Origin of the sequence: Tabrizicola sp., assembly GCF_041913445.1 — a bacterium.
Classification (GTDB): Bacteria; Pseudomonadota; Alphaproteobacteria; order Rhodobacterales; family Rhodobacteraceae; genus Tabrizicola.
Map to the genome: position 1 here is coordinate 104,066 of NZ_JAYSFG010000005.1, position 8,017 is coordinate 112,082.

10 protein-coding genes are annotated in these 8,017 nt (G+C 66.9%); 4 read left to right on the plus strand and 6 right to left on the minus strand.

Annotated elements, in window-relative coordinates; all coding sequences use genetic code 11:
- Window positions 1-30 precede the first annotated feature (30 nt).
- From ACE3Q6_RS08175 to fliL, 3 genes are read right to left on the minus strand one after another with little or no spacing between them, the layout of a single operon-like run.
- The gene (locus ACE3Q6_RS08175) at window positions 31-597 is read right to left on the minus strand and encodes a MotE family protein (protein WP_374430808.1); all 567 of its coding nucleotides are present in this window, start codon (window positions 595-597) and stop codon (window positions 31-33) included.
- The gene (locus tag ACE3Q6_RS08180) at window positions 594-989 is read right to left on the minus strand and encodes a hypothetical protein (protein WP_374430810.1); all 396 of its coding nucleotides are present in this window, start codon (window positions 987-989) and stop codon (window positions 594-596) included. Before ACE3Q6_RS08180 ends, ACE3Q6_RS08175 begins: the two co-directional genes overlap by 4 nt.
- Window positions 990-999: 10 nt before the next feature.
- Entirely contained in the window at window positions 1,000-1,482 is a 483-nt protein-coding gene (fliL, locus tag ACE3Q6_RS08185) for a flagellar basal body-associated protein FliL (RefSeq protein ID WP_374430812.1), read from the minus strand.
- Window positions 1,483-1,598: 116 nt separating this feature from the next.
- On the opposite strand from fliL, the gene fliF reads away from it, so the two are divergent.
- The 4 genes from fliF (at window position 1,599) to fliP (ending at window position 4,778) form a co-directional block, all read left to right on the plus strand.
- Window positions 1,599-3,200, plus strand: coding sequence for a flagellar basal-body MS-ring/collar protein FliF (gene fliF, locus ACE3Q6_RS08190; protein ID WP_374430814.1), 1,602 nt, complete (start codon window positions 1,599-1,601; stop codon window positions 3,198-3,200).
- On the plus strand, window positions 3,200-3,781 hold the full coding sequence (locus ACE3Q6_RS08195; RefSeq protein WP_374430816.1) for a flagellar biosynthesis protein: 582 nt from the start codon (window positions 3,200-3,202) through the stop codon (window positions 3,779-3,781). Before fliF ends, ACE3Q6_RS08195 begins: the two co-directional genes overlap by 1 nt.
- Window positions 3,782-3,789: 8 nt before the next feature.
- Window positions 3,790-4,059: a FliM/FliN family flagellar motor switch protein gene (locus tag ACE3Q6_RS08200; RefSeq protein WP_374430818.1), complete on the plus strand. Its 270-nt coding sequence runs from the start codon at window positions 3,790-3,792 to the stop codon at window positions 4,057-4,059.
- Window positions 4,060-4,121: 62 nt separating this feature from the next.
- Window positions 4,122-4,778 (plus strand): flagellar type III secretion system pore protein FliP, encoded by a 657-nt coding sequence (gene fliP / locus ACE3Q6_RS08205; protein WP_374431071.1) that lies wholly within the window; start codon window positions 4,122-4,124, stop codon window positions 4,776-4,778.
- 161 nt (window positions 4,779-4,939) lie between these two features.
- On the opposite strand, the gene ACE3Q6_RS08210 is transcribed toward fliP, so the two are convergent.
- The 3 genes from ACE3Q6_RS08210 to ACE3Q6_RS08220 all read right to left on the minus strand — a co-directional run.
- Window positions 4,940-5,791, minus strand: a complete 852-nt coding sequence (locus tag ACE3Q6_RS08210) for a 4-(cytidine 5'-diphospho)-2-C-methyl-D-erythritol kinase (RefSeq protein ID WP_374430820.1) — start codon at window positions 5,789-5,791, stop codon at window positions 4,940-4,942.
- Complete coding sequence (locus tag ACE3Q6_RS08215; RefSeq protein WP_374430823.1) at window positions 5,781-7,496, minus strand: tetratricopeptide repeat protein; 1,716 nt, start codon at window positions 7,494-7,496, stop codon at window positions 5,781-5,783. Before ACE3Q6_RS08215 ends, ACE3Q6_RS08210 begins: the two co-directional genes overlap by 11 nt.
- Window positions 7,497-7,610: 114 nt before the next feature.
- On the minus strand, window positions 7,611-8,017 hold a 407-nt coding region (locus ACE3Q6_RS08220), incomplete at its 5' end, for a 4Fe-4S dicluster domain-containing protein (RefSeq protein ID WP_374430825.1).

Sequence of the window (8,017 nt, forward strand, 5' to 3'; positions counted from 1 at the left end):
TTGGGGGAGGGGGTTAATACTCTCTGACCGTCATTCCGTCGGGGCAGAGGCGTTGCGACCGGCGACTATGACGCTGACTCCGTATGCGGCCTCGGCGGACATTCCCGACAGGATCGCCGCCGCGGCTTCTGGCGGCATCCGGCCCAGGAAGCCGGCGGCAAAGTCGGGGGACATCGTCTCGAACAGCGCCGCGGCATCCTTGGGCTTCATCGCCTGGTAGACGGCGGTGAGCTTCTGGATGTCTTCCTCTGCCGCCCCATCGGCAAGGGCGAGCGTAGCCTTCAGGTCCTCTTCCGCAGCCTTCATTTCCTCGAGCCGCTGGGAAATGGTCGCCTCGGCCAGTGCCAGAGCGGCCATGCGGTCCTTCAGGGCGGCCTCTTGCGCGGCGATCCGGTCCTCTCGCAGTGTCAGCGCTTCGGACAGCGCGCTCGGCATCTCGCAGTTTTGCACCACGGCGGCCTCGGTGGGCGTCGCCTCCTCTGCGGAATTTGCCAGTGCGGCGCCGATGCCAGATCCCAGGCGCAGCGCGCCGGATGACGCAAAGAGCATGGCCACGATGAAGAGCGCGCCGTGGCCCGCGCGGCGGCGGCGGCTCATTCTGCAGCCTCCAGCTCATCCCGCGTCGAGCGGCGGCGGACGAAGCGGACGCGCCGTTCCTCCTCGGCAACCTCTTCCGCCACGGGGCGTGCGGAGGGGGCCTTCGGATCCGGCAGGTCGTGCAGCGATGCGACCAGAAGTTCCAGCTTGCGCGCCACCGCTTCGCCTCGCGCCGTCAGGGCTTCGAGGCTTTCGGCCGAGCCGTTCGCGGCCCCCCGCGCCTTCTCCAGCGCCACCGTCATGTCGTCCACCTGGGCGGAAAGCACGGCGATCGCGCCACCCATTCCGGTTTCCAGCGTCGTGAACTTCTTCAGCCGGGCGGACAGCACGTAACAGTAGATCGCGGCCCCGAAAGAGCCTGCCATCAGAAGGATATCGGCGATCATGTCCATGGTTGCGGTCCTAGTTCAGCACGAATTCGGTGATCAGAAGATCGCGCACCCGACCCTCGCCGGTGACGACCTGGATGCGACGCAGCATCTGGGCGCGCAGTCGCGCCATCGCCTGCGGGTCCTCGATCGACTCCGTGTCGATGGCGCGAAGATAGCTGTTCACCACGTCGAGGATCCGCGGTGCCAGCGTCGCAACATCGGCCTGCGCCACGTCGGTTACCTCGAGCTGGGCCGTGAAGCGCAAGTGCTCGCTTGCCGAATCGGGCCCAAGCGAGACGACGATGGTTTCCAGAGGCACGAAGGCGATGCCCGAAAGCGGACCGGGAAGCTTCTCCTCCTCGGCATGTTCTGCATCGCCAGCCAGGATCAGGCCGGAAAACGTAGCGTAGAACCCGCCCCCGCCAAGCGCCAGCGCAAGGATCAGGCCGATCAGCAAGGGCTTCTTCGACCGCTTCTTCGGGCTGTCTTCGAGGGTGGCTTCCGCCGTGGCCATGTTCATGCTCCGTTTCTCGGGACAGGGCGACCATAAGCCAAAGGTCACTAACCGATTGTTAAGCCCGACCGGCGAAATCTGGTGCCACGGCAGAACCGCCGGACCGGAGAATCGCCTTGCAGAACGTGATCGACATCTGGACCAAGCTCGACCTGCGCCGCCGCATCATCATCGTGGGGGCGACGGTCGCCATGTTCGCGGCAGTGCTCGCCCTGAGCCGCATGGCGGGAAAGCCGGAGATGGGCCTCCTCTATGCCGGGCTGGAGCCTGGTGCGGCGGGGGAGGTCGTGGCCGCACTCGACCAGCGTCGGGTGGCGTATGAAATCCAGGGCGACTCGATCCTTGTCGATCTCTCCCAGCGCGACGCCTTGCGGATGGCGCTGGCCTCCGAGGGACTCCCTGCGGCCGGTGGCGGGGGATACGAACTGCTCGATTCGCTGTCGGGATTCGGCACCACGTCGCAGATGTTCGATGCCGCCTACTGGCGGGCGAAGGAAGGCGAGATCGCGCGTACGCTGCTGGCCATGCCCGAGGTCAAGGCTGCCCGCGTCCATATCGCCAGCGCACCAACCCGCGCCTTCCAACCGGAATCGCAGGCCACGGCATCGGTCACTCTAACCACGGCGGGCGGCAACCTCAGCGAAGCACAGGCCCGCGCGATCCGCCATCTTGTGGCAAGCGCTGTGGCGGGGATGACGCCCGATGCCGTGCAGATCATCGACACGGTGGCTGGGCTGATCGGCGGGAACGAGTCGGACGCGTTCGACACCGGGGATGCCGCAGACCGCGCGGCCGCCATCAAGGGAAATGTCGAGCGCCTGCTTGCCGCGCGCGTCGGGGCGGGCAAGGCGGTGGTCGAGGTCTCCATCGACCTTGTCTCGGAACGTGAGGCAATCACCGAACGCAAGTTCGATCCCCAGGGCCGCGTGGCGATTTCCTCGGAGACCGAGGAGCGCAGCGGGTCCAGCACCCAGCCGGGCGGTGAGGTCACGGTTGCCTCGAATTTGCCGGAAGGTGATGCCGAGGGCGGGGGGCAGGGCCGAAGCCAGAACTCCGAAACGCGGGAGCGGGTGAACTACGAAGTCTCCGAAACCCAGCGCGAGATCCTGCGCAACCCGGGTGCCGTGCGCCGGATGACCGTGGCCGTGATGGTCGATGGCGTCGCCACCGTTGCGGAGGATGGCACGCGCACCTGGGCGCCCCGGCCGGAGGAGGAGCTTGCGACCCTGCGCGAACTGGTGGCCTCGGCGGTCGGCCTGGACGAAGCGCGGGGCGATGTTCTCACGCTGAAATCGCTGGAGTTTCAGCCCATACCGGTGCCGGAGGGGACCGAAGCGACATCCACACTGCTGCCGCCGCTGGGCCAGATCGACGTCATGTCGATAATCCAGACCGCTGTTCTCGCGCTTGTGGCGCTGGTGCTGGGTCTCTTCGTCATCCGCCCGGTGCTGACCTCGGCCAGCCGGGCCCCGCTTCCCGCCCCCGAAATGCAACTTGCGCTGCCGCCCGCCTTGGCCGGGGGGGCGATCGCCCTTAATGGCGAGTTGGATGACGGGTTCGACTACGGCGCCTTCGCCAGTGCCCGCAGCGACCGGCCGGAGGGCGGAGAACCCGAGGAGGATCCCGCCTCCCGGCTCCGTCGCCTGATCGAAGAGCGCCAGACGGAATCGATCGAGATCCTGCGCGGCTGGATGGAACACGAAGAGGAACCCGCCTGATGCCGGGACTGCGTCTGGAGGTTTTCGACACCGCCCCGGCGGCCGATGGCACCCCGCTGCCACTGGTGGAGGCTACGGCGGTCGAAGAGGCCAAGGTGGCCTCGTTCGAGCAGGGCTACACGGCAGGCTGGGACGATGCCGTTGCCGCACAGCAGGGCGACCAGAGTCGGATCCGGTCCGACCTCGCGCGGAACCTGCAAAGCCTGTCCTTCACCTTCCAGGACGCCCGCAGCCATGTCCTCCAGTCGATCAAGCCGTTGATCCTGGAAATGGTGAACCGGCTTCTCCCCGAGGTCGCCCGCGAGGCCTTGGCGCCTACGGTGCTCGAGGCCGTGATGCCGATGGCCGAAGAACTGTCCGACGCGCCGCTGACGCTTGTCCTGAACCCCGCCGTCCGAAAGCAGATCGAGGACCTCCTGACCCAGGCGACCGGGTTGCCGATGGTGATCGAGGAGGAGCCCACGATGCCGGACGGGCAGGTCTACATCCGCTTCGGTCCGTCGGAGACCAAGGTCGACCTGGGTCAGGTGACGACCGACATCGCCATCGCCGTCCGCGCCTTCTTCAACCTCAACACCTGAGGATCCCCATGGAAGACATTGCCGATACCAATCCCTTCTCGCAGGTCCCGATCGAGGTCACGATCTCGGTGGGTCGCGCCCGTCCCCTTGTGCGGGACCTGTTGCGCTTGTCGAAGGATGCCGTCCTGCAGCTGGATCGTCGGGTGGATGACCCGGTGGAACTTTATGTCGGCGACCGCCTGATCGCGCGGGGCGAACTGACCGAGCTGGAGGGCGAGAACGCCGGCAAGCTGGCGGTTCGCCTGACCGAAGTGGCCAACCTGCGGGGCGGGTTGTGAGGCGTGCCATCGGCCTTGCGGTTGGACTGGCGCTGCTGGCCGGTCCGGCGCTTGCGCAGCAGATGACGCTGGATCTCGGCGGCGAGGGGCAGTCGTTGTCCCTGCGGTCCGTGCAGCTTCTGCTCCTCATCACGGTCCTGTCGATCGTGCCGGGGCTGGCGGTGATGGTCACCTGCTTTCCCTTCATCGTCACTGTGCTGTCGATCCTGCGACAGGCTCTGGGCCTGCAGCAGGCGCCTCCGAACATGCTGATCATCAGCCTTGCGCTGTTCCTGACCTGGTTCGTGATGGACCCCGTGTTCACCGAGGCCTGGGTCAAGGGGATCGAGCCGATGACCAATGGTCAGCTGGAGGTCGGGCCGGGCCTGCAGGCGGCGATCGAGCCGTTCCGGGTGTTCATGGCGGCGCGGGTCGATCCGGAGACGCTGCAGACGCTGCAGGACCTGCGCGCGGCGACACCCATCGCGCCGCCCGAGGCGCCGCTGTCGCTGCTGGTCCCGTCCTTCCTTCTGTCAGAGATCCAGCGCGCCTTCGAGATCGGCTTCATGATCTTCCTGCCGTTCCTGATCATCGATCTGGTGGTGGCGGCAGTGCTGATGTCGATGGGGATGATGATGGTGCCGCCGGCCATTGTCTCGTTGCCGTTCAAGCTGGTCTTCTTCGTGGTGGCCGATGGCTGGGCGCTGATTTCGGGGGCGTTGGTCAGGAGCTATTTCTGACCCCGCCACACCGGGTGTCCACGCTGGACAGTTTTGCAGGGCGCAAGGAAATCAGGTACTTGGCAGCAGACATTCAGGATCTGTTCACCCTGTTCCCCAAGGTCGCGGCAACGGGCGGTGGGCGGATCGCCCACCGTACAGATACACGCGAAAGCCCGCGCTCAGGCCAGGATGCTTCCGCTTTCGATCCACCAGAAGGGATGTGCGGCGCGCAGGGTCTCGGCGGCGCGCCGGGCGGCTTCGGGACTGTCGTAAAGGCCGAAATGCGTACCGCCCGAGCCGGACATGCGGGCCAGGAGGCAATCGGGTGTCGCCTCCAGCGCGGCCTGCACGTCTTCCAGGATCGGGGCAACCTCCCGCGCCGGGGCGACCAGGTCGTTGCGGCTGTGTGAGGCGAGCCATGCGGCAAAAATCCTGGCGCTGGCAAGGACCCCGTGCGGCAGGTCGGGCAGGGGCGGGTTCTCACGCGTGGCCAGGGCGGCAAAGACCTGCGGAGTCGGCACCGGCAGACGCGGGTTCACCAGGACGCAAGCCATTGGCGGCAACGGAGGCAGGGGACCGACCTGCTCGCCGATGCCGGTCATCCGCGCCGGGCGACCGGAGAGGCAGACAGGGACGTCAGCCCCCAAGGTCAGGACCTCGTCGACGGCGGGCAGCGGGAGCGCCTTGAGCCGCGCCAGAGCCCGCAGGGCCGCCGCCGCGTCCGCAGAGCCCCCGCCGATGCCCGAGGCCACCGGCAGGCGCTTGTCAAGGACCAGTGCCGCGTCCTCGACCCCCATCAGCCGGGCGGCCCGCAGGACCAGGTTGTCGGTCTCTGCCTGCAGGCCGGCCCCTTCCGGCCCGGCCACCACCAGCGACAGGCCATGCGCCGGGGACGCAAAGACCCGGTCGGTGACATCCGCAAACACGACGAGGCTGTCGAGCAGGTGATAGCCGTCCAGCCGGCGGCCGGTCACATGGAGACAAAGGTTGATCTTGGCTGGCGCAGTTTCGACGACTGCGTCAGTTGTCATTCTCGGCCGCCTTGACCGGAGTGGCCGCGGCGGCCTCTTCGGCCATCACCACGTCCAGGCCGACGTCGAGCTTGCGCAGGATGCGGGCCTTGTCCTTCTCGGTCGGCTCGAACGAGAGCGCCCGGCGCCACTGGAAGCGGGCCTCGAGTTTGCGGTCGTTCATCCAGTAGACGTCGCCCAGATGGTCGGTGACGATAGGATCGACGGGTTCCAGAAGGGATGCCTTCTCCATCGGTTCCAATGCGTCGGCGTAGCGGCCAAGTTTGAAATAGGCCCAGGCGAGGCTGTCGATGATGTAGCCCTGCTCCGGGTCGCCGGCGACGGCTTTCTCGATCATCCCCAGCGCTTCTTCAAGCTTCTCGCCCCGGTCGACCAGGCCATAGCCCAGGTAGTTCAGCACCTGGGGCTGGGTCGGGTTGAGCTCCAGCGCCTTGCGGAAATCGGCTTCGGCGGGGGCCCAGTCCTTGGACTGTTCGTGGCAGATGCCGCGGTAGAAATACAGCACCCAATCCTCGGACTTGGCGGCGACCCCCAGATCGATGGCAGCCGTATAGGCGACCTCGGCCTCGTCGAACCGTTCTTCGCTCCGCAAAAGATCGCCCAGGGCAAAATGGACGCGCTGGATGTCGCCGTTGCTGCGGGCAAGCGCCTGCAGCGCCTCGATCGCGGCATCAGCGCGGCCTTGCGACTTCAGCGCGCCGGCGCGGCCGATCTCGGCAGTGACGAAGGCGGGATCTTCCGGGGGGAAGACGGCATAGGCGTCGGCCGCCAGCTGGTGCTGGCCCAGTTCCTCAAGCACGTCCGCGGTCAGAAGCAGGGCATCCGTGTGATCGGGACGCAGGAAGCCCGCGATCCGCAGGTGGAGAAGCGTATAGACCGGGTCCGCCTCGCCGTTCAGCGCGGTCGAGATGGTGAAGAACACTTCGGCGATGCCGTCCCGCGCCAACTTGACCGTGTCGAAGGGGATTGGTTCGCCGGCCTGAAGCCGCTTGCGCAGCGCGTCGACCATCGGGTCCGGTGCGGTGCCAAACGAGCGGTCGAGCAGTGCCAGTGCATCGGCGTTGCGTTCCAGCTGGCTGAGGATCTGGGCATGGGCAAAGACGCCGCGGCGCATGACGTAGATCGGGCCGGCCGCACGGCCAGAGAGGATCTCGTCCGCACCCTCGAAGTCGCCGACCGACGCCAGCGCCAGGGCCTTGTGGTAGAAGCCGAAAGCCTCGAAGCCCTTCTGCTTGGCCACCGCGTCGAAGGCCTCGACCGCCTCGGACATCTTGCCTTCGCCAACCTTGGCCCAGGCGACGACCAGGGCATTCGTCAACTGCCCCACGTCGCGCCCACCCTCGGCCGCGGCAAGGATCGCGGCGTAATCCTCGCGCTTGGCCTCGTCGGCCAGAAGCGCCATTTCCGCCATCTGGCTGGGTTCCCCCTTGATGGCCTTGCGCAACTTGGCGGCTTCCGTTGCAAGGGCGAAGTCGCCGATGCCGATTTCGGACAGGATCGCGCCGTCCAGAAGCTGGGGATTGGCGGAGTCGGCGATGATCGCCTTGCCGTACCAGGTCGCGGCGGCGCGGAAGTCGTTCTCGGATTCCGCGATGCGCGCGGCGAGGTAGGCGCCGCTGTCGACCGTTTCATTCGCCAGGACGGTGCTGCCCATTGCGGCGGCCAGGACGAGGGCGGTGAGGGTCCGGGACATGATCTGGCGCATCGGCCTCTCCTGTTGGGGTGGGGTGAAGGTAGCCCGAGGTTCAGCCGCGCGCAATGCAGCGGGGCCCGACCTTGCGGCCGGGCCCCCTGGTTCGGGACAAGCTTTCGTGAGCCGTCACATGTTGGGGTAGTTCGGCCCGCCGCCGCCCATCGGCGTGGTCCAGACGATGTTCTGCGAGGGGTCCTTGATGTCGCAGGTCTTGCAGTGGACGCAGTTCTGGAAGTTGATCCGGAAGGTGGCGTCCTGGCCTTCGCCCAGCACCTCGTAGACGCCCGCGGGGCAGTAGCGCTGGGCGGGTTCGGCGTATTTCGGCAGGTTGACGGCGATGGGGACCGAGGGGTCCTTCAGCACCAGGTGGGCAGGCTGCGCTTCGTCGTGGTTGGTGAAGGAGAAGGCCACGTTGGTCAGCCGGTCGAAAGAGAGCTTCCCGTCGGGCTTCGGGTAGTCGATCGGCTTGAAGTTCTTGGCGAGGCCCGTGGCGGCTGCATCGGATTTGCCGTGGCGGATCGTGCCGAAGGCGG

Excerpts from the sequence above, each read along its gene's own strand:
- ACE3Q6_RS08215 (WP_374430823.1), bottom strand. The coding sequence starts at position 7,496 with ATGCGCCAGATCATGTCCCGGACCCTCACCGCCCTCGTCCTGGCCGCC.
- ACE3Q6_RS08200 (WP_374430818.1), top strand. The coding sequence starts at position 3,790 with ATGGAAGACATTGCCGATACCAATCCCTTCTCGCAGGTCCCGATCGAG.
- ACE3Q6_RS08210 (WP_374430820.1), bottom strand. The coding sequence starts at position 5,791 with ATGACAACTGACGCAGTCGTCGAAACTGCGCCAGCCAAGATCAACCTT.
- ACE3Q6_RS08180 (WP_374430810.1), bottom strand. The coding sequence starts at position 989 with ATGGACATGATCGCCGATATCCTTCTGATGGCAGGCTCTTTCGGGGCC.
- fliL (WP_374430812.1), bottom strand. The coding sequence starts at position 1,482 with ATGGCCACGGCGGAAGCCACCCTCGAAGACAGCCCGAAGAAGCGGTCG.
- ACE3Q6_RS08175 (WP_374430808.1), bottom strand. The coding sequence starts at position 597 with ATGAGCCGCCGCCGCCGCGCGGGCCACGGCGCGCTCTTCATCGTGGCC.
- fliP (WP_374431071.1), top strand. The coding sequence starts at position 4,122 with ATGACGCTGGATCTCGGCGGCGAGGGGCAGTCGTTGTCCCTGCGGTCC.
- ACE3Q6_RS08195 (WP_374430816.1), top strand. The coding sequence starts at position 3,200 with ATGCCGGGACTGCGTCTGGAGGTTTTCGACACCGCCCCGGCGGCCGAT.